The organism is Micromonospora sp. ATLC20 (assembly GCF_057196585.1).
In genome coordinates this window covers 33,623-56,406 of sequence record NZ_JBXUOV010000017.1, presented here as the reverse complement: position 1 = coordinate 56,406, position 22,784 = coordinate 33,623, and the positions used below count along the sequence as shown (strand labels likewise).

General features: G+C 73.5%; 23 protein-coding genes. 15 read left to right on the top strand and 8 right to left on the bottom strand.

The features are described 5' to 3' along the window. Positions 1 to 537 precede the first annotated feature (537 nt). A complete protein-coding gene (gene tyrS / locus AC2CHG_RS06480) occupies positions 538 to 1,821 on the bottom strand; it encodes a tyrosine--tRNA ligase (RefSeq protein ID WP_262015738.1) in 1,284 nt (427 codons plus the stop codon). Between the two features lie 107 nt (positions 1,822 to 1,928). On the opposite strand from tyrS, the gene AC2CHG_RS06475 reads away from it, so the two are divergent. The 4 genes from AC2CHG_RS06475 to AC2CHG_RS06460 all read left to right on the top strand — a co-directional run bounded on the left by AC2CHG_RS06475 (position 1,929) and on the right by AC2CHG_RS06460 (position 4,291). Then, on the top strand, positions 1,929 to 2,312 hold the full coding sequence (locus AC2CHG_RS06475; RefSeq protein ID WP_262015739.1) for a PaaI family thioesterase: 384 nt from the start codon (positions 1,929 to 1,931) through the stop codon (positions 2,310 to 2,312). 71 nt (positions 2,313 to 2,383) lie between these two features. Then, on the top strand, positions 2,384 to 3,610 hold the full coding sequence (locus AC2CHG_RS06470) for an NRAMP family divalent metal transporter (protein ID WP_262015682.1): 1,227 nt from the start codon (positions 2,384 to 2,386) through the stop codon (positions 3,608 to 3,610). Next, positions 3,607 to 3,987, top strand: coding sequence for a hypothetical protein (locus tag AC2CHG_RS06465; RefSeq protein ID WP_262015683.1), 381 nt, complete (start codon positions 3,607 to 3,609; stop codon positions 3,985 to 3,987). The genes AC2CHG_RS06470 and AC2CHG_RS06465 overlap by 4 nt, the downstream gene beginning before the upstream one ends. Then, complete coding sequence (locus tag AC2CHG_RS06460) at positions 3,974 to 4,291, top strand: PRC-barrel domain containing protein (protein ID WP_484524359.1); 318 nt, start codon at positions 3,974 to 3,976, stop codon at positions 4,289 to 4,291. The genes AC2CHG_RS06465 and AC2CHG_RS06460 overlap by 14 nt, the downstream gene beginning before the upstream one ends. Before the next feature lie 41 nt (positions 4,292 to 4,332). Here AC2CHG_RS06460 and AC2CHG_RS06455 read toward each other — a convergent pair whose 3' ends face one another. From AC2CHG_RS06455 to AC2CHG_RS06445, 3 genes are all read right to left on the bottom strand, one after another. After that, entirely contained in the window at positions 4,333 to 5,703 is a 1,371-nt protein-coding gene (locus AC2CHG_RS06455; RefSeq protein ID WP_484524358.1) for a hemolysin family protein, read from the bottom strand. Between the two features lie 147 nt (positions 5,704 to 5,850). Further along, positions 5,851 to 6,486: a hypothetical protein gene (locus tag AC2CHG_RS06450; RefSeq protein ID WP_366626254.1), complete on the bottom strand. Its 636-nt coding sequence runs from the start codon at positions 6,484 to 6,486 to the stop codon at positions 5,851 to 5,853. A gap of 9 nt (positions 6,487 to 6,495) precedes the next feature. Beyond that, positions 6,496 to 6,999, bottom strand: a complete 504-nt coding sequence (locus AC2CHG_RS06445) for a GNAT family N-acetyltransferase (RefSeq protein WP_402808540.1) — start codon at positions 6,997 to 6,999, stop codon at positions 6,496 to 6,498. 133 nt (positions 7,000 to 7,132) lie between these two features. Between AC2CHG_RS06445 and ppdK the strand changes: the two genes are divergently transcribed. From ppdK to AC2CHG_RS06415, 6 genes are all read left to right on the top strand, one after another. Continuing rightward, positions 7,133 to 9,793 (top strand): pyruvate, phosphate dikinase, encoded by a 2,661-nt coding sequence (ppdK, locus tag AC2CHG_RS06440; protein ID WP_484524357.1) that lies wholly within the window; start codon positions 7,133 to 7,135, stop codon positions 9,791 to 9,793. A 12-nt stretch (positions 9,794 to 9,805) separates the two neighbouring features. Further along, positions 9,806 to 10,261, top strand: a complete 456-nt coding sequence (locus tag AC2CHG_RS06435; RefSeq protein WP_355509930.1) for a hypothetical protein — start codon at positions 9,806 to 9,808, stop codon at positions 10,259 to 10,261. 165 nt (positions 10,262 to 10,426) lie between these two features. After that, the gene (adhP, locus tag AC2CHG_RS06430; protein ID WP_262015688.1) at positions 10,427 to 11,437 is read left to right on the top strand and encodes an alcohol dehydrogenase AdhP; all 1,011 of its coding nucleotides are present in this window, start codon (positions 10,427 to 10,429) and stop codon (positions 11,435 to 11,437) included. A gap of 65 nt (positions 11,438 to 11,502) precedes the next feature. After that, the gene (pflB, locus tag AC2CHG_RS06425; protein ID WP_262015689.1) at positions 11,503 to 13,746 is read left to right on the top strand and encodes a formate C-acetyltransferase; all 2,244 of its coding nucleotides are present in this window, start codon (positions 11,503 to 11,505) and stop codon (positions 13,744 to 13,746) included. After that, the gene (pflA, locus tag AC2CHG_RS06420; RefSeq protein WP_262015690.1) at positions 13,743 to 14,528 is read left to right on the top strand and encodes a pyruvate formate-lyase-activating protein; all 786 of its coding nucleotides are present in this window, start codon (positions 13,743 to 13,745) and stop codon (positions 14,526 to 14,528) included. The genes pflB and pflA overlap by 4 nt, the downstream gene beginning before the upstream one ends. A 32-nt stretch (positions 14,529 to 14,560) precedes the next feature. Continuing rightward, the gene (locus AC2CHG_RS06415) at positions 14,561 to 14,815 is read left to right on the top strand and encodes a hypothetical protein (RefSeq protein ID WP_262015691.1); all 255 of its coding nucleotides are present in this window, start codon (positions 14,561 to 14,563) and stop codon (positions 14,813 to 14,815) included. A 3-nt stretch (positions 14,816 to 14,818) separates the two neighbouring features. On the opposite strand, the gene AC2CHG_RS06410 is transcribed toward AC2CHG_RS06415, so the two are convergent. Beyond that, positions 14,819 to 15,289: a cyclic nucleotide-binding domain-containing protein gene (locus AC2CHG_RS06410; protein ID WP_013285560.1), complete on the bottom strand. Its 471-nt coding sequence runs from the start codon at positions 15,287 to 15,289 to the stop codon at positions 14,819 to 14,821. Positions 15,290 to 15,448: 159 nt separating this feature from the next. On the opposite strand from AC2CHG_RS06410, the gene AC2CHG_RS06405 reads away from it, so the two are divergent. Both AC2CHG_RS06405 and AC2CHG_RS06400 read left to right on the top strand, forming a co-directional pair. Then, complete coding sequence (locus AC2CHG_RS06405) at positions 15,449 to 16,357, top strand: universal stress protein (protein WP_262015692.1); 909 nt, start codon at positions 15,449 to 15,451, stop codon at positions 16,355 to 16,357. Positions 16,358 to 16,427: 70 nt separating this feature from the next. After that, positions 16,428 to 17,312: a universal stress protein gene (locus tag AC2CHG_RS06400; RefSeq protein ID WP_262015693.1), complete on the top strand. Its 885-nt coding sequence runs from the start codon at positions 16,428 to 16,430 to the stop codon at positions 17,310 to 17,312. A 181-nt stretch (positions 17,313 to 17,493) separates the two neighbouring features. Here the strand turns inward: AC2CHG_RS06400 and AC2CHG_RS06395 are convergent, their stop codons facing one another. Both AC2CHG_RS06395 and AC2CHG_RS06390 read right to left on the bottom strand, forming a co-directional pair. Then, the gene (locus AC2CHG_RS06395; protein WP_484524356.1) at positions 17,494 to 18,120 is read right to left on the bottom strand and encodes an FMN reductase; all 627 of its coding nucleotides are present in this window, start codon (positions 18,118 to 18,120) and stop codon (positions 17,494 to 17,496) included. After that, positions 18,117 to 19,217 carry an LLM class flavin-dependent oxidoreductase gene (locus tag AC2CHG_RS06390; RefSeq protein WP_355509949.1) on the bottom strand — a complete coding sequence of 367 codons (1,101 nt, stop codon included), beginning with the start codon at positions 19,215 to 19,217 and terminating at the stop codon, positions 18,117 to 18,119. Before AC2CHG_RS06390 ends, AC2CHG_RS06395 begins: the two co-directional genes overlap by 4 nt. Positions 19,218 to 19,356: 139 nt before the next feature. Here AC2CHG_RS06390 and AC2CHG_RS06385 point away from each other — a divergent pair, with 139 nt between their 5' ends. From AC2CHG_RS06385 to AC2CHG_RS06375, 3 genes are all read left to right on the top strand, one after another. Further along, the gene (locus AC2CHG_RS06385) at positions 19,357 to 19,995 is read left to right on the top strand and encodes a DNA-3-methyladenine glycosylase (RefSeq protein WP_355509951.1); all 639 of its coding nucleotides are present in this window, start codon (positions 19,357 to 19,359) and stop codon (positions 19,993 to 19,995) included. Between the two features lie 146 nt (positions 19,996 to 20,141). Then, positions 20,142 to 20,576 (top strand): DNA-binding protein, encoded by a 435-nt coding sequence (locus AC2CHG_RS06380; protein ID WP_225853232.1) that lies wholly within the window; start codon positions 20,142 to 20,144, stop codon positions 20,574 to 20,576. A gap of 72 nt (positions 20,577 to 20,648) precedes the next feature. Continuing rightward, positions 20,649 to 21,002, top strand: coding sequence for an MmcQ/YjbR family DNA-binding protein (locus AC2CHG_RS06375; RefSeq protein ID WP_145822649.1), 354 nt, complete (start codon positions 20,649 to 20,651; stop codon positions 21,000 to 21,002). Positions 21,003 to 21,310: 308 nt separating this feature from the next. Here AC2CHG_RS06375 and argH read toward each other — a convergent pair whose 3' ends face one another. Further along, a complete protein-coding gene (argH, locus tag AC2CHG_RS06370; protein ID WP_030271078.1) occupies positions 21,311 to 22,774 on the bottom strand; it encodes an argininosuccinate lyase in 1,464 nt (487 codons plus the stop codon). Positions 22,775 to 22,784: the final 10 nt, after the last annotated feature.

Genomic DNA, 22,784 nt, shown 5'->3' with positions numbered 1-22,784 from the left:
CAGCCACCAGTCCGGGGTATAAAACAATTGGCACTGGCTTTACAAGCACCCTGTTGAGTTCTCAAAGAACAACCACACACCAACCAGAAGCCCCACACCGTGGAACCCCGACCGGGGTATTTCGTTCGTTTCACCCGCCGCTCTCGCGCCGGGCACTTCTACTACGTTACCCGGTGGTTTCTGCGGCGTCAAATCGGTGTCTACCGGTTTTTCGCGCATCACCCTTTTACCGGGCACCCCGATTCAACCGGCTTCCGCCGGTCGTTCCGAGGAATTCGGTAGGCCGGCCGCCCGCGGTTTCCCGCTGGCTCGTCCGTTTCCCTACCGGCCGACAACCTTACCCGGTCGGTTCCGCCTCGCCAAATCCGCCTCCCGGCGAATCCGGGGCACCACCCGGTTCTCAGGTCCTGCGCTCCGGCCTTCCAGGCCTTTCGCCCTGTTTCGTCCGTTCCGCGCTGGCAGAGAGAAAGTTACGCGCCCAGCGGAGTGATCGTCAAATCCGCTGGGCGCGTCCCGCGTCACACAGTCGACAGGCAGCTATCCGCGCAGCTCGACGCCCGCGAACGAGCGCTTGCCCCGGCGCAGGACGAGGTAGCGGCCGTGCAGCAGGTCGTCCGCCGACACGGTGGCGTCCACCTCGGAGATTCGCGTGTTGTTGACGTACGCGCCGCCTTCGGCGATGACCCGCCGTGCCTCCTTCATGCTCGGCACCAGGCCCGACTCCTTGAGCAGGCCGGCCACGTCCGGCAGCTCGTCGAGGTGCACCAGGCCGGCCTCGGTCAGCGCGGCGCGCAGCGTCTCCGGGGCCAGCTCGTCGAGCGAGCCGCGCCCGAACAGCGCCTGGCTCGCGGCCACCGCCTGGGCCATCTCCCGCTCACCGTGCACCAGCGTGGTGAGCTCCTCGGCGAGCGCCCGCTGGGCCAGGCGCGCCTGCGGGCGTTCCGCTGTCGCCTTCTCCAGCTCCTCCAGCTCCTCACGGGAGCGGAAGCTGAAGTACCGCAGGTAGCGGCTGACGTCGCGGTCGTCGGCGTTGACCCAGAACTGGTAGAACGCGTACGGGCTGGTCATCTGCGGGTCGAGCCAGACCGTGCCGGTCTCGCTCTTGCCGAACTTGGTGCCGTCGGCCTTGGTCACCAGCGGCGTGGTGAACGCCTCCACCGGCCCGGCGCCGCGCCGCCGGATGTAGTCCACCCCGGCGGTGATGTTGCCCCACTGGTCGGAGCCGCCGTACTGGAGCCGGCAGCCGTGCCGGCGGTGCAGCTCGAAGTAGTCGTTCGCCTGGAGGAGCTGGTAGCTGAACTCGGTGTAGCTGATGCCCGTCTCCAGCCGCGCCTTGACCACCTCGCGGGCGAGCATCTTGTTCACCGGGAAGTGCTTGCCGACGTCCCGGAGGAACTCGACCACCGACATCTCGCCGGTCCAGTCCAGGTTGTTGACGAGTTGCGCCGCGTTCTCCCCGGTGTACGTGACGAACGGCGAGAGCTGCTCGCGGATGCGCTCCACCCAGCCGGCGATCACCTCGGGCGGGTTCAGCGTCCGCTCCGCGCTCTCCTTCGGGTCGCCGATCTGCCCGGTGGCGCCACCGACGAGCAGCAGCGGACGGTGCCCGGCCTGCTGGAGCCGGCGGGCCATGACGACCTGCATCAGGTTGCCGATGTGCAGGCTCGGCGCGGTGGGGTCGAAGCCCACGTAGAAGGTGGTGCTCCCGCCGTCGAGCAGCTCGCGCAGTTCGTCGAGGCCGGTCGAGTCCTGGATCAGGCCCCGCCACAGCAGGTCGTCGGTCAGGGAGTCCCGCCCCTGCGGGAGGTTGCTGTCGGTCACGGTCACCGATTCTCCCCCATCACCGGGCCCGGCCCGTACCGGGTTTGCCGAGGTACGGCCGACTAGGCTGGCGGCTCCGTCGAACGCGAGGAGGAACCGCGGTGGACATGCCGAACCTGACCGGTGGCTTCGTGGCCCTGCTGGGCCTGACGTTCGACGAGGTCAGCGGGGACCGGGTGGTGATCCGCTGGAAGGTGCGCCCGGAGCTGCACCAGCCGTACGGGATCCAGCACGGCGGCGTCTACTGCTCGGTGGTGGAGACGGCGGCGAGCATCGGCGGCGCGCTCTGGCTGGGCGACAAGGGCAACGTCGTCGGGGTGTCGAACCAGACCGACTTCCTGCGCGCGGTGCGCGACGGCGAGCTGACCGCTGTCGGCACGCCGGTGCACCGGGGCCGCAGCCAGCAGCTCTGGCTCGTGGAGATCACCGACGCCGACAGCCGGCTGGTGGCGCGCGGTCAGGTACGGCTGCAGAACCTGACCGCCTCCTGACGCATTCGCCCAAAACCGGGCACTGACGCCGATATCGTCGCCTCGGTGAGATCGTCCGCTCCCGACCCGACGTGAGGAAGCTGTTCGCCGCCACGCTCGGCGTGCTGTCGGCCGTCGGCGGCTTCGTCGACATCGGTGACCTGGTGGCGGCCAGTCAGGCCGGCGCGCTGTTCGGCATGGCCCACACCTGGGTGCTGCTGGTCGGCGTGGTCGGCATCTGCGCGTACGCGGAAATGGCCGGCCGGATCGCGGCGGTGAGCGGACGGGCGGTTTTCGACCTGGTCCGGGAGCGGCTCGGGCCGCGCGTGGCGCTGCTGAACCTGGTCGCGTCGTGGCTGGTCACTGTGGTCACGCTCGCCGCGGAGCTGGGCGGGGTGGCGCTGGCGCTGCAACTGGCGACCCGGCTGAGCCACCTGTTCTGGGTGCCGCTCGCCGCGCTGGCGGTCTGGCTGGTGCTGTGGCGGTTGCGGTTCGAGCTGATGGAACGGATCTTCGGCCTGGCCGGGCTGGCGCTGCTGGTGTTCGCGGTCGCGCTGGTGGCGCTGCCGACCGACTGGCCGCAACTCGGGCAGGGCGTGTGGCAGGTCAGCGCGTCCGGGCACGGCTGGCCGCTGTACTGGTTCGTGGCGGTGGCGTTGTTCGCCTCGACTGTGAGCCCGTACGAGGTGTTCTTCTTCTCCTCCGGCGGCGTCGAGGAGCGATGGGGCGCGGCGGACCTGGCGCGGGCCCGCTCGAACGTGCTGATCGGCTTCCCGGTGGGCGGGTTCCTGGCGTTGTCGCTGGTCGCCGTGGCGACGGTGGCCTACCACCCGTCGGAGGCGTCGCTCAGTACGCTCGACGAGGTGGCGCGGCCGGTGGCGACGGCGCTCGGCGGCGCCGGCCTGGCCGCCGCGGTGCTGGCGTTCTTCGCGGTGACGTTCGGCGCGGCGCTGGAGACCGGGCTGTCGGCGGCGTACGCGGCGGCGCAGTACTTCGGGTGGCAGTGGGGCAAGCGGGTCCGCCCGCGGGAGGCGGCCCGGTTCCACAGCGTGCTGCTCGTCGGTCTGCTGCTCGGCGTGGTGATGCTGATGACGACGGTGGACCCGGTGCGGCTGACCGAGTACATGCTGGTGCTGAGCGCTGTGGTGCTGCCGCTGACGTACCTGCCGATCCTGGTGGTCGCCAACGACCGCGGGTATCTCGGCGACCGGGTCAACGGGCGGTGGATGAACCTGCTCGGCGCGGTGTTCCTGCTGCTCATCGTCGCGGCGTCGGTGGCGGCGATCCCACTGGCGATCATGACGGGGATGGGGCGATGAGGGTTCAGCTCGCCAAGCGGCTGCTCGACCGGCAGATCGTCGACGTGGACGGGCGGCTGGTCGGGCGGGTCGACGACATCGCGTTCGCCGTGGACGACGCGGGCTATCCGTACGTGGACTGCCTGCTCACCGGGCAGGGCGCGCTCGGGCAGCGGATCGGCGGGCGGGTCGGGCGGCTGCTGGTGGCGGTGGCGGACCGGTTCACCGATGACCCGCCGGTGCCGCCGTTGCGCGTACCGCTGTCGCAGGTCGCCCGGGTGGACAGCGCGGTGCGGTTGCGCTGCCCGGCGGCGGACCTGCCGCCGTCACCGGTGGAGGCGTGGCTGCGCCGGCACCTGATCGAGCGCATCCCGGGGTCCGGCCGTGCGAGCGGGTGAGCTGCTCGGCCGCACCGCGTACGACCTGCACGGGCGGCGGCTGGGCCGGGTGGTGGACGTGGTGGTGCGCGGCGGGTGGCCGCCGGACCGGCTGCGGATCACCGACGTGATCGTCGCCGGGCACTGGTGGACCCGGGTGATCAGCCGGATGATCGGCCCCGAGCTGCACCCGTCCGGGCCGTGGCTGCTGCGGGTGGTGGCCCGGCTGGCCGGGCGGAGCACCCGTCAGCTGCCCGCCGACGCGGTGCAGCTGATTCCGCCGGTGCCCGGTTTCCCGTTCGGCCCGCCGGCCGCAGGCCGCTGAACCGGGCGGCGGACGCCGGTGAGGCGACTGCCCGGTGCCGGTCAGCGGCGGGCGTCGTCGAGTTCGGGGGCGTCGGCCGGGTCGGCCGCGTCGCCGTCCGGGCTGCCGGTCGCCGCGCCGTCGTCCGCCGAGTGCTCGCCGCGGCGGTGGCGGCGCACGTGCACCTCGGTGATGGCCCGCTGGTCGACGCCGGCCACGGACAGCTCCCAGCCGTCCACGGTGACCTGCTCCCCCGCCACCGTCGGGATGTGCCCGAGGCAGATCAGCACCAGCCCGGCGACGGTGGTGTAGTCGCCGGCCGGCCGGTTCGGCAGCTCCACGCCGAGGTCGGTCAGGTCGTGCACCGGGAACGTGCCGGGCAGCACCAGCGTGCCGTCGGCCTCGGTGCGCACGGCGCGCAGGTCCCGGTCGGTCTCGTCGTAGATCTCGCCGACGATCTCCTCCAGGATGTCCTCCAGCGTCACGATCCCGTCGACCGCGCCGCGCTCGTCGACAACGAGCGCGATGTGCTGGCGCTCGGCCTTGAACTGGCGCAGCGCGTCGACCACCGGCAGCGAGTCGGGCAGCAGCATCGGCGGGCGGGCGATCTCGTCGACCAGCCGGTCGTCGGAGACGCCGACCAGGTCCCGCAGGTGGATCACGCCCACCGCCTCGTCCAGGCCGCCGTGGCGGACCACCGGCGCCCGGGAGTGGCCGGTCGCCGCCAGGACGAGCCGCGCGGCCTCCGCGGTGGTGCCGCTGTCGAGCGTGAAGACCTGCAACCGGGGTACGAGCACCGCCCGCAACTGCCGGTCGGCGATCTCCACCGCGCCGGCGATGATCGTGCGCTGTTCCTTGGTGAAGCCGTGGTTGCCGGCCACGATGTCGCGCAGTTCGTCCGGGCCGATCTCGTCCGGCTCGGCCTTCGGGTCCAGACCGAACAGGCGTACCACCAGGTCGGTGGTGGCGCCCAGCAGCCAGACGGCGGGCCGGGTGATGCTGGACAGCACGTCCAGCGGGCGGGCCACCAGCAGCGCCCACCGCTCGGCCGACTGCATGGCGATCCGCTTCGGTGCCAGCTCACCGAAGACGAGCGTGACGAACGTGAGCACCAGCGTGACCGCGACGATGGCGACGGTCTCGGCGGCGTTGCCGAAGACGCCCAGCAGCGGGACGAGCGGCCGGGCCAGGGACACCGCGGCGGCGGCGGACGCCAGGAACCCGGCGAGCGTGATGCCGATCTGGATCGTGGCCAGGAACCGGTTCGGGTCCTTCGCGAGACGGGCGAGGGTCCGTCCGCCACGGCTGCTGCGCTCCAGCCGCTGCACCTGGCTGTCGCGCAGGGACACCAATGCCATCTCGCTGCCGGCGAACACCGCGTTGAGGATCACCAGCACACCGACCAGGGCAAGCTGGCTCCAGTAGCTCTGCACGACCGGTTATCTCCCTCGGCCCGATCCGGGTCGGCCGATGGCCGACTCGCCGGCCGGTAGATCCGGTCGGCGTGGCCCTCTGTTGCCCCGCGGGCCCGCGCCTGAATCCTGTGCGATCACTGAGCGTCGGGCGGCGGGTGCCCGCTTTCACCCGTGCGTGGCGGGAACCGGCAGGTCGAGCACGTACGCGCCGTCCTCGGGGCGGAACCCGAGCCGGTGGTAGTAGGGGGCGATCATGCCGGGCGGGCTGACCACCCGGCGGAAACCCCGGTCGGTGAACAGCCGGCTGCGCCGGTAGACGAACTCCCCCGGGGTGAAGTCACGGAACGGCGGGGTCACGTAGTCCAGGTCGACCTGGGCCACGCCGCCCGGTTCGGCGTGCGAGAGCATCACGCCGACCACCTCGTCGGCGCGTACCACCAGGAACGCCGAGCGGTCGGCGGCGGCCGGGTCCCAGTGGAAGCCGGGGTTGAACCGGGCGATGTCGGCGGCGTGCACCCGCAGCGTGTGCGCCAGGAACGCGTCGCCGGTGCCCACCTCGACCACCTGGTAGGTCTGCTCGTCGTGCCGGGTGGTCAGCAGTTTGCGCAGGTACCACACGTTGATCACGGCGAGCACCACGTTCAGCCCGACCATCGGCCAGACCTGCACCGCGGTGTTGTAGCCGATCAGGATGAGGCAGCCGACCAGGTTGAGCGCGCGCAGCCGCAGGATCCGGGTCTGCAGCAGAGACCAGACCAGCAGCGCGGAGCCGGCCCAGCCGACGAGTTCCAGCCAGTTCACCCGGGGAGACTAGCGGTCTGCCTGGTCAGACCCCTCGGCGGGCAGCTCCAGCACGTACTCCTCGACCTCGGTGCCGCGCGACGGGGCGTACCCGGAGTCCTCGCCGACCACGACGAACCCGCACTTGCGCAGCACCGCGAGCGAGGCGGCGTTGTCCTTCGCGGCGCGGGCGTGCAGCGGCCGGTGCGGCACCTCGCGCAGCAGCGCGCGCAGCGCGGCGGTGGCGTGGCCGCGCCCCCAGTGCGCCGCGTCGATCCAGTAGCTGACCTCGGTCTGCTCGCCGACCGGGAACGCGGCGACCCGCCCGACCAGGCGGCCGTCGACGGTGACCGCGCGGTTGACGATGCGCGCGTCGGCGCGGATGCGGGCCCAGTGCGCGTCGAACGCGGCCCGGTCGGACGGGTCCTTCGGGCCGAACGCGGCCATCCAGTTCGCCTGCGGGTCCTGCTCGTGGGCGAAGAAGGCGGGCAGGTCGTCGTCGCGCACCGGGCGGAGCAGCACCTCGTTGGTCACGGCCGGGACGATACGCGGCCTCACCGACACTCTCGGGACCTCCGGCCCGGTGTGTGTCCCGTCCGGCCCTGCCGCGCCGCCGTCCGGCCCGGCTACCAAGGAGGTGGAACGACGCAGTCGAGGAGGCCGGACCATGTCGAAGTACGTCTACGACTTCATCGAGGGTGACCGCAGCCGGGCCGACCTGCTCGGCGGCAAGGGCGCGAACCTCGCCGAGATGACCCGGCTCGGGTTGCCGGTGCCGCCCGGGTTCACCGTGACCACCGACGCGTGCCGGGCGTACCTGGCCACCGGCGCGCCGCCGGACGGCCTGTACGAGGAGATCAACGCGCACCTGCGGGAGGTGGAGGCGCGGCTGGACAGGTGGCTGGGCGACCCGAGTGACCCGCTGCTGCTGGCGGTGCGCTCCGGCGGGCGGTACTCGATGCCGGGGATGATGGAGACGATCCTCGACATCGGGCTCAACGACACCACGGTGGCCGGGCTGGCCGCCCGCACCGGTGACGAGCGGTTCGCCTGGGACTCGTACCGGCGGCTGATCCAGATGTTCGGCCGGACGGTGCACGGCATCCCGGCCGACGAGTTCGAGCACGAGCTGGCCGCGCTGCGCGCCACCGCCGGGCCGGACGGGCCGGGCGCCGGGCAGTTGCGCGACCTGGTCGAGACGTACAAGAAGATCTTCGTCCGGCACGTCGGGCACGACTTCCCGCAGGCCCCGCACGAGCAGCTGTTCCTGGCCGTGCGCGCGGTGTTCGAGTCCTGGCACTCGGAGCGGGCCCGGATCTACCGGCGGCAGGAGCGCATCCCGGACGACCTGGGCACCGCCGTCAACGTGATGGCGATGGTGTTCGGCAACCTCGGCCCGGACTCCGGCACCGGGGTGGCGTTCACCCGCGACCCGGCCACCGGCGCCCCCGGTGTGTACGGCGACTACCTGACCGACGCGCAGGGCGAGGACGTGGTGGCGGGCATCCGCAACACGGTGCCGCTGACCGAGCTGGAGCGGCTGGACCCGGCGAGCTTCCACCGGCTGCGGGAGATCATGGCGACGCTGGAGCGGCACTACCGCGACCTGTGCGACGTGGAGTTCACCATCGAGCGCGGCCGGCTGTGGATGCTGCAGACCCGGGTCGGCAAGCGCACCGCGGCGGCGGCGTTCGTGATCGCCGCGCAGCTGGCCGAGGAGGGCCTGATCACCGCGGACGAGGCGCTCACCCGGGTCAGCGGGGCGCAGCTCGCCCAGCTGATGTTCCCGGCCTTCGACGCCGCCGGCGCGCCCGAGCCGCTCGCGGTCGGCGTCGGCGCCTCGCCCGGCGCCGCGGTCGGGCGGGTGGTGTTCGACTCGGCCGCAGCGGCGGCGGCCGACGGACCGGTGATCCTGGTCCGCCCGGAGACCAACCCGGACGACCTGCCCGGCATGATCGCCGCGGCCGGGGTGCTCACCTCGCGCGGCGGGAAGACCTCGCACGCGGCGGTGGTGGCCCGGGGCATGGGTCGGACCTGCGTCTGCGGCGCCGAGGCGCTGGGCATCGACGTCGAGCGCGGCGAGTTCACCGCCGGCGAGCAGGTGGTGCGCGCCGGCGACGTGATCTCGATCGACGGCACCAGCGGGCGGATCTGGCTCGGCGAGGTGCCGGTGCAGCCGTCGCCGGTGGCCCGCTACCTGACCGGTGAGCTGCGGCCGGAGGCGGACCCGCTGGTCGCCGCCGTGCACCGGCTGCTCGGGCACGCCGACGCGGTGCGCACGCTCGGCGTCCGCGCCAACGCGGACACGCCCGACGACGCCCGCCGGGCCCGTGAACTCGGCGCCGCCGGGATCGGGCTGTGCCGCACCGAGCACATGTTCCTCGGCGAGCGCCGGGAACTGGTCGAGCGGCTGATCCTGGCCGAGGGCCCGGCCGAGGTCGGCGCGGCGCTGGACGAGCTGCTGCCGTTGCAGCGGGCCGACTTCCTCGGGCTGCTCACCGCGATGGATGGGCTGCCGGTCACCGTCCGGCTCCTCGACCCGCCGCTGCACGAGTTCCTGCCTCCGCTCGCCGAGCTGACCGCCCGGGTGGCGGGCGCGCAGGCACGCGGCGAGGAACCGGGCCACGACGGCGTGCTGCTGGCGGCGGTGCGCCGGATGCACGAAACGAACCCGATGCTGGGGCTGCGCGGCGTACGGCTCGGACTGGTGGTGCCGGGCCTGTTCGCGATGCAGGTGCGGGCGCTGGCCGAGGCGGCCGCGCAGCGGGTCCGGGCCGGCGGTGACCCACGCCCGGAGATCATGGTGCCGCTTGTCGGTGACGTGCGGGAACTCGCCGCGGTGGCGGACGAGGCTCGGCGGGTGCTGGCCGAGGTGCCTGATGCACCGGCCATCCCGGTCGGCACCATGATCGAGACGCCCCGGGCGGCGCTGACCGCCGGGGACATCGCCGCCGAGGCGCACTTCTTCTCCTTCGGCACCAACGACCTGACGCAGATGACCTGGGCGTTCTCCCGGGACGACGTGGAGGGGGCGTTCTTCTCCACGTACCTGGAGCGGGGGATCTTCCCGGTGTCGCCGTTCGAGAGCATCGACGCCACCGGCGTGGGCCGGCTGGTCCGCCTCGCCGTCGCCGAGGGGCGGGCGGCCCGGCCGGACCTGACCGTCGGCGTCTGCGGTGAGCACGGTGGCGACCCGGAGTCGATCGGGTTCTTCGCCGACGCCGGGCTCGACTACGTCTCCTGCTCGCCGTACCGGGTGCCGGTGGCGCGGCTGGCCGCCGGCCGGGCCGCTGTCGAGGCCCGCACCGAGAAGTCCGACTCCCGCTAGGAGGGCAGCACCATGACCGCCATCTTCAACCCGACCGGACCGGCTGTCACGCCGCTCCCCCGGCCCGCGCCGCCACCGGCCGCGACGCCGGTCCCCACCCCGGCCGCGACGCCGACTGGGCCGGTCGGCCCGGTGCTGGAGCTGCCCGGAGACGCCGCGCTGGTGCCGGTGAACCGCGACGGCCGCCCGGTCGGCGTGTTCGTCGCGGCCGGCGGCCGGGTCCGCTACCGGCGTGTGGTCGAACCCGACCAGTTGGTCGCCGCCGCCACCGGCGCGTTCGCGGTCGCCTCGCTCACCGCCGCCGTGGCAGTCTGGTCGCGGCGCCGCCCGCCGTCGGTCGGCGCCGTCACCATGGGGCCGGGCGGATGGGTCAGCCTGCGCGGCGTGCCGGCGCCGCGGCTGCGCCCGGACCACAGGCCCTGGTGGGCGCGCCTGCTGCGGGCCCGCCGCCTGGTCGTCGACCGCTGAGCACCCCAGGGGTACGGCCGCCGGTACGTCACCGGCGGCCGTACCGCCGTTCCCCGGGCCGCACGGGAGGGGCCGTTGGTCCCGGGTCACCGCGGTCCTGCGCCCCTGCCGGGACGCTCCCGGACGGACGACGCTGAGGGGGAGAACGAGAGAAGGAGGCCCCCGATGCGCGCCAGTGTCGTCACCGCGTTCGACCGTCCGATGGAGATCACCGAGCGTCCCGTGCCGGAGGTCGGCCCGGGCGAGATCCTGGTCCGCATCGAAGCCAGCGGACTCTGCCACACCGACATCCACGCCGCCCGCGGCGAGTGGCCGGTGAAGCCCACCCCGCCGTTCGTCCCCGGACACGAGGGCGTCGGCCTGGTCGAGCGGGTCGGCCCCGGCGTCACCGAGCACGCCGTCGGCGACCGCGTCGCGCTGCCCTGGCTCGGCTGGGCCTGCGGCACCTGCGCGTACTGCGTGACCGGCTGGGAGACGCTGTGCGAGTCGCAGCGCAACACCGGCTACAGCATCGACGGCGCGCACGCCGAGTACGCGGTGGCCTCGGCCCGCTACGCGGTACGCGTGCCCGACGCCGTGGACCCGTTCGAGGCCGCGCCGCTGACCTGCGCGGGCGTCACCACGTACAAGGCCGTCAAGGTCGCCGGGGTGCGGCCGGGCGAGCGGGTCGCGATCTTCGGCATCGGCGGCCTGGGTCACCTCGCCCAGCAGTACGCGCAGATCTTCGGCGCCGAGACGGTGGCGGTGGACGTGACCGCCGAGAAGCTGGAACTGGCCACCTCGCTGGGGGCCGCGCACACCGTCGACGCCGCCACCACCGACCCGGTCGAGCGGATCACCGCGCTGGGCGGCGTGGACGTGGCGATCGTGCTCGCGGCCAGCCCTCGGGTGATCGAGCAGGCCCACCGCTCGCTGCGGCGCGGCGGCCGGCTGGTGCTGGTGTCCCTGCCCGCCGACAACGCGATCACCCTGCCCGTCTTCGAGACGGTGCTCAAGGGCATCACGGTGCTCGGCTCGATCGTCGGCACCCGCGCCGACCTGGCCGAGGTCTTCGCGCTGCACGCCGCCGGCCGTACCCGGGTCGTCTACGAGACCCGCAAGCTGGACGACATCAACGACGCGGTGGACGACGTCCTCGCCGGCCGGGTCGCCGCCCGGCTCGTGCTCCAGCCCTGACCCCCGCCCCGGTCCCCGCACCCCGCGGGGACCGGGCCACCGCCGACGCCCGGAGAGGGACCGACATGACCGCCACCGAACCCCTGGCCCCCTGGCGCGGATTCCACGCCGGAGCGTGGCAGGAAACGATCGACGTGGCCGACTTCGTCCGCCACAACCACGAGCCGTACACCGGGGACGCGTCGTTCCTCGCCGGGCCGACGCCGCGCACGCTCGCCGTGTGGGACCGGCTGCGGGAGATGTTCCCGGAGGAGCGGCGGCGCGGCGTGTACGACGTCGACGCGGCCACCCCGTCGACGATCACCTCGCACGCACCCGGGTACATCGACCGGGAGCGGGAGCTGATCGTCGGGTTGCAGACCGACGCGCCGCTGCGGCGGGCGATCATGCCGGCCGGCGGGCTGCGGATGGTGGAGACGGCGCTGCGGGCGTACGGGCGCGAACCGGACCCGCGCGTGCACGAGATCTTCACCCGGTACCGCCGCACCCACAACGACGCGGTCTTCGACGCGTACCCGGAGAGTGTGCTGGCGGCGCGGCGCTCGCACGTCATCACCGGACTTCCCGACGCGTACGGGCGCGGGCGGATCATCGGCGACTACCGCCGGGTGGCGCTGTACGGCGTGGACCGGCTGGTCGAGGAGCGCCGCGCGCTCAAGGCGGCGCTGGACGAGCGGCGCAGCACCGACGACGTGATCCGCGACCGGGAGGAACTGGCCGAGCAGATCCGCGCGCTCGGTGAGCTGCGGGAGATGGCCGCCTCGTACGGCTTCGACATCTCCCGCCCGGCCGCCACCGGCGCGCAGGCGATCCAGTGGCTCTACTTCGCCTACCTGGCGGCCACGAAGGAGCAGAACGGCGCCGCGATGTCGCTCGGGCGCACCGCCGGGTTCGTCGACGCGTACCTGCGGCGGGACATCGCCGAGGGACGGCTGGACGAGAGCGGCGCGCAGGAGCTGATCGACGATTTCGTGATCAAGCTGCGGATCATCCGCTTCCTGCGCACCCCCGAGTACGACCAGCTGTTCTCCGGCGACCCGACCTGGGTCACCGAGTCGCTCGGCGGGATGGGGGCGGACGGACGGCCGCTGGTCACCCGCACCGCGTTCCGCTACCTTCAGACGCTCTACAACCTCGGCCCGGCGCCGGAGCCGAACCTGACGGTGCTCTGGTCGCCGCGGCTGCCCGAGGGGTTCAAGCGGTTCTGCGCCCAGGTGTCGCTGGACACCAGCGCCATCCAGTACGAGAACGACGAGCTGATCCGCCCGGCGTTCGACGACGACACCGCTATCGCCTGCTGCGTGTCGGCCATGCGGGTCGGCCGGGACATGCAGTTCTTCGGCGCCCGGGCGAACCTGGCGAAGGCGCTGCTGTACGCGATCAACGGCGGCCGGGACGAGCTGACCGGCACGCAGGTGGCCCCGCCGGCCGCGCCGGTGGGCGGCGAGACGCTCGACTACGACGAGGTGCTGGCCGCGTACGACCGGACGCTGGACTGGCTCGCCGAGACGTACGTGGACGCGCTGAACGTGATCCACCACCAGCACGACAGGTACGCGTACGAGCGGCTGGAGATGGCGCTGCACGACCACCCGGTGCGCCGGTTCATGGCCACCGGCATCGCCGGCCTGTCGGTCGCCGTGGACAGCCTGGCGGCCATCCGGTACGGCCGGGTGAAGGTGCTGCGCGACGCCACCGGCCTGGCCGTCGACTTCGCCGTCGAGGGCGAGTTCCCGACCTACGGCAACGACGACGACCGGGCCGACGAGATCGCGGTGTGGCTGGTCGAGACGTTCGCGGAGAAGCTGCGCCGGCAGCGCACGTACCGTGACGCGGAGCTGACCATGTCGGTGCTCACCATCACCTCGAACGTGGTGTACGGCAAGCACACCGGCAACACGCCGGACGGCCGGCGCGCCGGTGAGCCGTTCGCGCCCGGGGCGAACCCGATGAACGGGCGGGACACGCACGGCCTGGTCGCGTCGGCGCTGTCGGTGGCGAAGCTGCCGTACGACGCGGCCCGCGACGGCATCTCGCTGACCGGCACCGTCACGCCGGACGGTCTGGGCCACACCCGCGACGAGCGGATCACGAACCTGGCCGGGGTGCTCGACGGCTACGCCGACGCCGGCGGGTTCCACCTCAACGTCAACGTGCTGGACCGGGCCACGCTGCTGGACGCGATGGCGCACCCGGAGCGGTACCCGCAGCTCACCGTCCGGGTCTCCGGGTACGCGGTGAACTTCGTCCGGCTCACGCCGGAACAGCAGCGCGACGTGGTGTCGCGGACCTTCCACGGGTCGCTGTGACCGGCCGCCCGCCCGCGCCGCCGGAGGTGACTCCGGCGGCGCCGGGTGCCGTCACGGGCGCGGTGCACTCGTGGGACACCTCGGTCGGGGTGGACGGGCCGGGCACCCGCTTCGTCGTGTTCCTGGCGGGCTGCCCGCTGCGCTGCCGCTACTGCCACAGCCCGGACACCTGGTACGGCCGCAGCGGCCGCCGCCGCACGGTGGACGAGATGGTCACGCTCGCCACCCGCTACCGCCGGTTCATCCAGGTGGCGGGCGGCGGCGTCACTGTGAGCGGCGGGGAGCCGCTGCTGCAACCGGCGTTCACTCGGGAACTGCTGCGCCGCTGCCACGACGACCTCGGCCTGCACACCGCGCTGGACACGTCCGGCTTCCTCGGCGTCCGCGCCGACGACGCGCTGCTGGACGCCACCGACCTGGTGCTGCTCGACGTCAAGGCGGGTAACCCGCAGACGTACCGCCGGGTCACCGGCACCGGCCGGCTCGCGCCGACGCTGCGCTTCGCGCAACGGCTGGCCGACCGGGGTACGCCGATCTGGATCCGGTACGTGCTGGTGCCCGGCCTGACCGACGCGGTCGACGAGGTGGAGCGGGTGGCCGACGTGGCCGCCGGGCTGGCCACCGTGCAGCGCGTCGAGGTGCTGCCGTTCCACCGGCTCGGCGCCCACAAGTACGCCGAGCTGGGCCTGACGTTCCCGCTGGCGGACACCGAGCCGCCGGATGCCGACCTGCTGACCCGGGTACGCGGCCAGTTCGCCGCCCGCGGTCTCACCGTCACCTGACCGGCCCGCCGTCACGCCACTAGGATCGGGGCATGTCTCGTCTGCGCCCGATCGTCCGTGTCCGCCCGGTGGCCGCGACCGGGGCGCAGGCCACCGGTGCCGGTGCGACGGGCGCGCGGGCGCTGGGCGCGACCGCGATCGGCGCACTGGCCTTCGGCGCGATCGCGCTCGGCGCCGTGGCGGTGGGCTCACTCGTGGTCGGCCGGCTGGCAGTGCGCCGCGCGGTGATCCGCGAGCTGCGCATCGGCCGGCTCGAGGTGGACGAGCTGGTCGTCCGCGACCGCTGAGCCCTAGCTGGCCGCCGCCGTCGGGTAGCCGTACAGGTCGAGCAGCCGGACCCGGGACGCCTGGAGCCGGTCCACCACCACGCTCATGAACCGGGTGGTGAGCTGACGGCCGAGCGTGTCGTCGGACTCCATCAGCCGGCGTACCCCGTCGGCGTCGAGTTCCACGGCGGTGCTGCGCTGGGTGGCGACCGCGCCGAACTGCCAGCGGTACGGCGGGAACAGCCAGGACCAGCCGAGCACCCCGCCCGGCCCGATCGTCTCGATGCCCACGTCACCGCGGCCCGGCACCGGGAAGTCCAGCGCCACCTGGCCGCCGCGGACCAGCCAGAACCGGTCGGCCGGCTGGCCGGCGCGGAACAGCCGGTGCCCGGGATGCCAGACCACCGGACGGGCGTAACCGGTGAGCCGGGGCAGCCACTCGTCGGGCAGCCCGGCCAGGAAAGGGTGGACGCGGAGCATCTCCAGCGGGGTCATCGCGCCTCCAGGGTCGACAGGAGGGGAGCACTGGCTTCCATTCCACCCCGCCACCGCCCCGGCCGGTAGGGGCCGATGGTCCCGGCCGTGCCGGGCGGATCGACTCTGCCCAGGTGGGAGCTGTCGGCGCAGGCTGAGGGGGAACCGAAGGAGGACGTGATGACCGACAGAACCGGTGCCCCCGTCGTGGTGGGCGTGGACGGCTCCCCGTCCGCGCTGGACGCGGTACGGCTGGCCGCACGCGAGGCGGTGCTGCGGCACCGGCCGCTGCGGGTGGTGAACGCCTTCCTGTGGCCGCTGGTCGGCACGCCGCTGGGCATGGTCGCCCCGGTGCTGCCCGACATCGAGCTGCGCCAGGAGGCCGAGAAGCTGGTCGAGGAGGCGGTGGACGAGGCCCGCAAGGTCGACGCGGAGCTGGCGGTGACCGGTGCGGTCGTCGACGGCGGGCCGGTGGCGGTGCTGCTGCGGGAGAGCCGCGACGCCGCCCTGCTCGTGCTGGGTCACCGGGGACTGGGCGGCTTCGCCGAACTGCTCGTCGGCTCCGCCGCGGTGCAGCTCTCCGCCCGCGCCGACTGCCCGGTGCTCGTGGCCCGGGGTGAGGCCCGCGCCGACGGCCCGGTGGTGGTCGGCGTGGACGGCTCCGCGCTGTCGGACGAGGCGGTCGGGTTCGCGTTCGCCGAGGCCGCGGCGCGCGGCGCCGAACTGGTCGTGGTGCACACCTGGCTGTACCCGCAGCCGGTGACCTACCGGGAGGCGTTCGGCGACGTCGTACCACTGGCGTACGACCCGCAGGAGCTGCGCGCCGACGAGCAGCGGGTGCTGGCCGAGGCGATCGCCGGCTGGTCCGAGCGCTACCCGGAGGTCACGGTACGGCCGAAGCTGGTCGCCGCCGCCACCCCGTCCCGGGTGCTCGTCGAGGAGTCCGTCGGCGCGCAGCTGACGGTGGTCGGCGCGCACGGGCGCGGTAGCCTCGGTGCGCTGCTGCTCGGCTCGGTCAGCCACGCCGTGCTGCACCACTGCCACAGCCCGCTCGCCGTCGTCCGGCACCGGGGCGACCGGACCCACTGAGCCGGTTCCCCGGTCCGGGCGGGGCCGGTACCGCCACAATGGCCTGAGCCGACCGGAGGGAAAGCACCAGATGAACCGACCCGTCGTGGCGGGAGTGGACGGATCGCCGTCCAGCCTGGCCGCCGCCGACCTGGCCGCCGCGACCGCCGTCGCCCGTTCCCGGCCGCTGCTGCTCGTGCACGGCTACCTGCACCCGATGGGCTACGGCGTGCCGCTCAACCCGTACGACCTGGGGGTGCCGGCGCCCACCGCGGAGTCGGAGAAGATGCTGGAGTCGGTCGCCGCCGACCTGGCCGAGCGGCACCCGGGCCTGCGGGTGCAGGTGCGCCAGGTCGCCGGCGGCCCCGGCGCGACGATGGTCGAGGAGTCCCGCCGCGCCGAGCTGGTCGTGGTGGGCAGCCGGGGCGTGGGCGGCTTCGCCGGCCTGCTGCTCGGCTCGGTCAGCGGGCAGCTCGCTCAGCACGGGCACTGCCCGGTGCTCATCGTCCGCCCGGAGGAGCAGCCGATCCCGGTGGACGGTCCGGTGCTGGTCGGCGTGGACGGTTCCGACTCGGCCGCGTACGCGATCGAGCTGGCCGCGGACGAGGCCGCCCGGCGCGACGCGGAGCTGGTGCTGATGCACGTGCGGTCGCCGGAACGGGGCGCGGTGGCGCCGGAGGTCGCGGCGGAGGCGTCCACCGCCGAGCGGGCCGAGGCGGCGGGGCTGCTGGTGGAGGCCGCGGACCGGGTCCGGGCCGCGCACCCGGGCCTGCGTGTGACGGAGCGGGCTGTGACCGCCGCCTCGCCGGAGACCGCGCTCGTGGAGGCCAGCGGCGAGGCGTCGCTCGTGGTGGTCGGTTCCCGGGGCCGGGGCGGCTTCGCCGGGCTGCTGCTCGGCTCGGTCAGCCAGGCGCTGGTCCAGCACTCCCACTGCCCGGTGCTCGTCGCTCACCGGCCCGAGCCGGCCGACGACTGACGCGCCGCGGGGCTAGCCGGTCCGCTCCGGTCCGGTGAGCCGCTCGGTCAGAGGGATGTCCTGCAAGCGTCATGGCTGAGAGGCATGAACATGCCTCTCAGCCATAACGAGTTCTCCGGCGTGGTTCGCGGGCGACGGCCACGCCCGGCGGCGGTCGCCTCCGCGCCGAACCTCCCCGGCGTCAGGACGGGTCGCGGCCGGCGAGCAGGTCGGCGAAGTCGGTGGTGAGCGCGAACGGGTCGGCCGGGCCGTTCGCGGGCGGGCGTCGGTCCACCTGCTCGGCCAGCTCGGCTCCGGCCCGGCGGATCCGGGACCGCAGCGCGCTGTCGCCGTCGTCGCCGGCCCAGTCCTCCGGCGCGGCGAACACCGCCGTGGGCAGTGTCGCCGCCCGCAGGTACGTGAACATCGGCCGGACGGCGTGCTCCAACGCCAGCGAGTGCCGGGCGGTGCCGCCGGTCGCCCCGAGCAGCACCGGCTTGCCGGCCAGCGCGTCCCGGTCGACCACGTCGAAGAACGACTTGAACAGCCCGTTGTAGGACGCGTTGAAGATCGGCGTCACCGCGATCAGCCCGTCGGCGGCGGCCACCTCGTCGAGCGTCCGCCGCAGCGCGGCCGGCGCGAAGCCGGTGAGCAGGTGGTTCACCACGTCGTGGGCGTGCTCGCGCAGCTCGACCACGCGCAGTTCCACAGTGGCGCCGCGGCCGGCCAGCTCGTCGCGGGCGGCCGCGGCGAGCTGGCCGGCGAGCAGGCGGGTCGACGACGGCTGACCGAGACCGGCCGAGACCACCGCCAGGGTACGGCTGGTCATCGCTGCTCCCCGGCGGCCGGGGCGGCGTCGCGGGCGGCGAGCAGGCTGGCGTGGGTGGGCGCCTCGGGCACGTGTGCCGGACGCAGCGAGTCGAACTCCTTGCGCAGCACCGGTACCACCTCCTCGCCCAGCAGGTCGAGCTGCTCCAGCACCGTCTTCAGCGGCAGTCCGGCGTGGTCGATCAGGAACAGCTGCCGCTGGTAGTCGCCGACGTACTCGCGGAAGCCCAGCGTGCGGTCGATGACCTGCTGCGGGCTGCCGACGGTCAGCGGCGTCTCCCGGGTGAACTCCTCCAGCGACGGGCCGTGCCCGTAGACCGGGGCGTTGTCGAAGTAGGGGCGGAACTCGCGTACCGCGTCCTGGGAGTTGCGGCGCATGAAGACCTGCCCGCCGAGGCCGACGATGGCCTGCTCCGGCGAGCCGTGGCCGTAGTGCGCGAACCGTTCCCGGTAGAGGCCGACCATCCGCTGGGTGTGCTCCTTGGGCCAGAAGATGTGGTTGGCGAAGAAGCCGTCGCCGTAGTACGCGGCCTGCTCGGCGATCTCCGGGCTGCGGATCGAGCCGTGCCAGACGAACGGCGGTACGCCGTCGAGCGGGCGCGGGGTCGAGGTGAACGACTGCAGCGGCGTACGGAACCGGCCCTTCCAGTCGACCACGTCCTCGCGCCACAGCCGGTGCAGCAGGTCGTAGTTCTCGATCGCCAGCGGGATGCCGTTGCGGATGTCCTGCCCGAACCACGGGTAGACCGGACCGGTGTTGCCGCGGCCCATCATCAGGTCCACCCGGCCGTCGGCCAGGTGCTGGAGCATCGCGTAGTCCTCGGCGATCTTCACCGGGTCGTTCGTGGTGATCAGCGTGGTCGATGTCGACAGCAGCAGCCGTTCGGTGCGCGCGGCGATCCAGCCGAGCATGGTGGTCGGCGACGACGGCACGAACGGCGGGTTGTGGTGCTCGCCGGTGGCGAAGACGTCGAGGCCGACCTCCTCGGCCTTGAGCGCGATGGCGGTCATGGCCTTGATCCGCTCACGCTCGGACGGCAGCCGCCCGTTCGTGGGGTCGACGGTGACGTCACCGACGGTGAAGACTCCGAACTGCATGACCAGCTCCTCGCGTGGGGTCCGGACCGGTCGGCCCGGGATCGCTCCTCACAACATATTTGACGAGTCAACTATTCCGGTGGCCGCCCGCCCCGGCGTGGCCCGGATCACGCGCCACCCGCCGACTACCCTTGCCGCGATGACGTACCCCTGGCTCGACGCACCCGCCGCGCAGGTCGCCGACACCGCGCGGACGCTGCTCGGCTGGACCGTGTCGGCCGGCGGCGTCACCGTCCGGCTCACCGAGGTCGAGGCGTACGCGGGCACCGGCGAGGACCCGGCGTCGCACGCCCACCGCGGGCCGACGCCGCGCAACAGAGTCATGTTCGGGCCCGCCGGGCACGTCTACGTGTACTTCGTGTTCGGCATGCACTGGTGCGCGAACATCGTCTGCGGTCGCGACGGCGAGGCGGCGGCGGTGCTGCTGCGCGCGGGCGAGGTGGTCGACGGCGTCGAGATCGCCCGCGAGCGCCGGCCGCGCGCCGCCGACCGGGAGCTGGCCCGCGGGCCGGCCCGGCTGGTCACCACGCTCGGGCTCGGGCGGGACGCGAACGGCACCTCGGCGATCGACGGCAGCGGCCCGCTGCTGCTGACGCCACCGGCGAGCCCGGTCGACCCGGCGCGGATCGTCGCCGGGCCGCGCGTCGGGGTCGCCGCCGCGCACGACCTGCCGTGGCGGTTCTGGCTGGCGGACGAGCCGAGCGTGAGCGTCTACCGGCGGCACACCCCTCGCCGCCGGCCCACCCCGGCCGCCTCGGTGCGGAACTCACCGGCCTGAATCGGCCGTCCCGGGCAACCCGGGACACCCCGCGGCGCGTCTGTGGTGGCATGACGCGCCGACTCTTCACCACGTGTTGAGGTCACGGTGTTTTACACGAAGGGATTTCAACGGGGTGTTGACAACGGGCCATTCTTGGGTGTGGGATGGACGACATGGTCACCGTGGACAACGACCCGTTCACCGCTCCGGATGCTGCCCAGGCCCGGGCGCACCGCAACTACGCGGCGCTGCTGCGGATCGCCGAGCGGCACGCCGGCACCAACTCCCGCCGCCGGCGCTACGCCCACCCCGACGTGCCCGACGCCTACGAGGCGGCCACGCTGGTGATGGCGCTCGCCGGTGGCGCCGAGCTGGACGAGGGTGAGGAGCCCGTCGACCAGGCCGACCTGATGGCCGCGCTGACGCTGATCCCGCACGTACGGGCCGAGGTGGACGCACTGGAGGCCGGCCTGCTGCAGGTGGCCCGCGGCCGGGGCATGACCTGGCAGGCGATCGCCTTCGGGCTGGGGCTGGGCAGCGCCCAGGCGGCCCGGCAGCGCTACGAGCGGCTCACCGTCCGCACCGGCACCGGCGACTGACCGGCGGCCCGGCGACGCGGGCTGTCACAGCGGCGGGCGAGACTGCGCCGGACGACGGCACGGGAGGACGCGATGACGCGCGAGGAGATGCTGGCCTACTGCCTGGCCAAGCCGGGAGCCTGGCTCGACCGGCCGTGGGAGGGCGACGAGGTGGTGAAGGTGGGCAGCCGGATCTTCGCGTTCCTCGGCTCCCCCGACGGCGAGGCCCGGCTCGGGGTGAAGTGCGGGGCGTCCCGGGAGGTGGCCGACGAGTGGCTGCACCGGTTCCCGGCCGACGCGCGCCCCTCCCCCTACATCGGCCGGTCGGGCTGGAACACGCTGCGGCTCTCCGGCGGCATCCCGGACGACGAGCTGATCGAGGCGGTCGACGGGTCGTACGACGCGGTCGTGGCGAAGCTGCCGAAGCGCGAGCGCCCCACCGGCTGACCGGAAACGCGGACGGAGCACCGACCGCCCGGCTCGCCGAAACGACCCTGCGCAAACGGACCAGCGCCGCTGATGGTGCGGCAGATCCGGGCAACAGCGGAAGCCGCTCCGTGCGGCTGAGCCCGAAGTCCGAGGCCGCAGCCCGAGGTCCCGCAATCCGGGATCCGCGTTCCACAAAGCAGGACCCTTGTAGATCTTGGAAGCTAAGCGCCCCTATGGGGGCCATTTGTACCAAGATCTCGCGCGGGGCGCGGGGCGCGGGGGCTGGTCCGGGCGGGCGAGCGCCTGGCCCGGACCAGCCGCGCAGGTCAGCGGGGGACGACCCGCTCGGCGGCCCACTCGCGCCAGCCGGTCAGCTTGTCCGCCGCGGCAGCGAGCTGGTCGGCGACCGGGCCGGGGCCGGTGGAGCCGGGCGTGATGCGGGCGGCCAGCGCCGAGCGCACCGACAGCACGTCGCGCACCGACGGGTCCAGGTGCTCGCTCACCGCGGCCAGGTCGGCGTCGGACACCTCGTCCAGCGCGCAGTCGCGGGCGGCGCAGAGCGCCACCAGCTTGCCGGTGATCTCGTGCGCGTCGCGGAACGGCACGTTGCGCCGGACCAGCCAGTCGGCGACCTCGGTGGCCAGCGAGAAGCCCGACGGCGCGCTGGCCACCAGGCGGTCCACCCGGACCGTCATCGTGGAGATCATCCCGGCCAGCGCGGGCAGCAGCAGTTCCAGCGTGTCGACCGCGTCGAACGCCGGCTCCTTGTCCTCCTGCATGTCCCGGTCGTACGTCATGGGCAGGCCCTTGAGCATGGTGAGCACGCTCATCAGGCCGCCGACCAGCCGGCCGGACTTGCCCCGGGCCAGCTCGGCGATGTCCGCGTTCTTCTTCTGCGGCATGATCGACGAGCCGGTGGCGAACGCGTCGTCCAGCTCGACCCAGCCGAACTCCTGCGACGTCCAGAGCACCACCTCCTCGCCGAGGCGGGACAGGTGCACGCCGATCATCGCGGTGACGAACAGGAACTCGGCCACGAAGTCGCGGTCCGCGACCGCGTCCATCGAGTTGGCGAACGAGGTGCGGAAACCCAGCTCCTTGGCGACCGCCACCGGGTCCAGCGGCAGCCCCGAGCCGGCCAGCGCGCCCGCGCCGAGCGGGCTGATCGCGGTCCGCTCGTCCCAGTCGCGCATCCGCTCCAGGTCGCGCAGCAGCGGCTGCACGTGGGCCAGGAGCCAGTGCCCGAACGTCACCGGCTGGGCGTGCTGCAGGTGCGTCATGCCCGGCGCGGCGGTGTCCACGTGCCGCTCCGCCTGCTCGACGAGGGCCTCGGCCAGCTCGACCAGCCGGGCCGCCACGCCGCGGGCGTGGTCGCGCAGGTAGAGCCGCAGGTCGGTGGCGACCTGGTCGTTGCGGGACCGGCCGGCGCGCAGCTTGCCGCCGAGGCTGCCGAGCCGCTCCAGCAGGCCGCGTTCCAGCGCGGTGTGCACGTCCTCGTCGTCAACGGTCGGGCGGAACGCGCCGGAGGCGCAGGCCGCCTCCAGGTCGTCCAGCGCCGCGAGCATCCGGCCCAGTTCGTCCGGGTCGAGCAGGCCGGCGCCGGCGAGGACCCGGGCGTGCGCGCGGGAACCGGCGATGTCGTACGGGGCGAGGCGCCAGTCGAACTGGACGCTCACCGACAGCCGCGCGAGCGCCTCGGCGGGACCGCCGGCGAACCGGCCGCCCCAGAGGCTCGTCCGGTTGGCGGGGGCGCTGTTCTCGGTCAGGCTCTTGTCGTCCACCCCACCCATTGTGGTGCCC

Excerpts from the sequence above, each read along its gene's own strand:
- AC2CHG_RS06390 (WP_355509949.1), bottom strand. The coding sequence starts at position 19,217 with ATGCAGTTCGGAGTCTTCACCGTCGGTGACGTCACCGTCGACCCCACG.
- AC2CHG_RS06465 (WP_262015683.1), top strand. The coding sequence starts at position 3,607 with ATGAGGGTTCAGCTCGCCAAGCGGCTGCTCGACCGGCAGATCGTCGAC.
- adhP (WP_262015688.1), top strand. The coding sequence starts at position 10,427 with ATGCGCGCCAGTGTCGTCACCGCGTTCGACCGTCCGATGGAGATCACC.
- AC2CHG_RS06435 (WP_355509930.1), top strand. The coding sequence starts at position 9,806 with ATGACCGCCATCTTCAACCCGACCGGACCGGCTGTCACGCCGCTCCCC.
- AC2CHG_RS06475 (WP_262015739.1), top strand. The coding sequence starts at position 1,929 with ATGCCGAACCTGACCGGTGGCTTCGTGGCCCTGCTGGGCCTGACGTTC.
- AC2CHG_RS06410 (WP_013285560.1), bottom strand. The coding sequence starts at position 15,289 with ATGACCCCGCTGGAGATGCTCCGCGTCCACCCTTTCCTGGCCGGGCTG.
- argH (WP_030271078.1), bottom strand. The coding sequence starts at position 22,774 with ATGGGTGGGGTGGACGACAAGAGCCTGACCGAGAACAGCGCCCCCGCC.
- AC2CHG_RS06385 (WP_355509951.1), top strand. The coding sequence starts at position 19,357 with ATGACGTACCCCTGGCTCGACGCACCCGCCGCGCAGGTCGCCGACACC.
- AC2CHG_RS06405 (WP_262015692.1), top strand. The coding sequence starts at position 15,449 with ATGACCGACAGAACCGGTGCCCCCGTCGTGGTGGGCGTGGACGGCTCC.
- ppdK (WP_484524357.1), top strand. The coding sequence starts at position 7,133 with ATGTCGAAGTACGTCTACGACTTCATCGAGGGTGACCGCAGCCGGGCC.
- AC2CHG_RS06380 (WP_225853232.1), top strand. The coding sequence starts at position 20,142 with ATGGACGACATGGTCACCGTGGACAACGACCCGTTCACCGCTCCGGAT.
- AC2CHG_RS06395 (WP_484524356.1), bottom strand. The coding sequence starts at position 18,120 with ATGACCAGCCGTACCCTGGCGGTGGTCTCGGCCGGTCTCGGTCAGCCG.
- AC2CHG_RS06400 (WP_262015693.1), top strand. The coding sequence starts at position 16,428 with ATGAACCGACCCGTCGTGGCGGGAGTGGACGGATCGCCGTCCAGCCTG.
- pflB (WP_262015689.1), top strand. The coding sequence starts at position 11,503 with ATGACCGCCACCGAACCCCTGGCCCCCTGGCGCGGATTCCACGCCGGA.
- AC2CHG_RS06375 (WP_145822649.1), top strand. The coding sequence starts at position 20,649 with ATGACGCGCGAGGAGATGCTGGCCTACTGCCTGGCCAAGCCGGGAGCC.
- AC2CHG_RS06415 (WP_262015691.1), top strand. The coding sequence starts at position 14,561 with ATGTCTCGTCTGCGCCCGATCGTCCGTGTCCGCCCGGTGGCCGCGACC.